The organism is Vibrio sp. 1249-1, from assembly GCF_033340495.1.
In genome coordinates, this window is record NZ_JAWOWJ010000490.1 from 1 (window position 1) to 722 (window position 722).

Annotated in this window: 1 protein-coding gene; it reads right to left on the bottom strand. The window is 44.3% G+C overall.

From position 1 onward, the window contains the following. A partial coding sequence (locus tag R7Z50_RS27165; RefSeq protein WP_029816988.1) for an ATP-binding cassette domain-containing protein occupies positions 1–501 on the bottom strand: 501 nt, incomplete at its 3' end. Positions 502–722 lie beyond the last annotated feature (221 nt).

Below are 722 nucleotides of genomic sequence, written 5' to 3' on the forward strand. Positions count from 1 at the left end.
TCCCCCAGAGAACTGGTGCGGATATTCACCCAGTCGATCTCGAGGGATGTTCACCAAATCGAGCAGTTTTTCGGCGCGATCTTTGGCTTGTTCGTTGCTGAGGCCTTGATGATGACGTAGGACGTCTGCAAACTGCTCTTGAATGGTCAGTACCGGATTAAGCGAGTTCATGGCACTTTGGAATACCATGGCGATTTCGCTCCAACGCAGCGCGCTTAGCTCCTTATCGGACAAACGTAAGATGTCCTTACCTTGGAACAGAATTTGTCCACCAGAGATAAACGCGGGCGGCTTGTGCAGACGATTGATCGAAAAAGCGATGGTACTCTTTCCGCATCCAGATTCCCCAGCAAGGCCGAATACTTCGCCTTTTCCAATATCAAAGCTGACCGATTTCACCGCATTAAAGTCACCATTGTCGGTGATGTAGTCCACGCACAAATCTCGGATCTGGATGACCGGATCACTGTGAAAGGCGTGACTTAAATTAATCTCACTCATTAAAAATACCCAACCAATACAAAAGATAATTATTATCATTATCGTATGTGCAAATGAGAAGAAAGCGTAATCGACCGAATAGGTGAAGTGACTCGAAACTTGAATGAAAGAAAAAGTCGAATTTTGGTTACGAGAGTGTGATAAAAAAAGACAAAAGTGAGAGCTGGATCAGCACACTTTTCTTAGGGGGAATTTTTCAAATTTAATCGTAAATTTGGCCT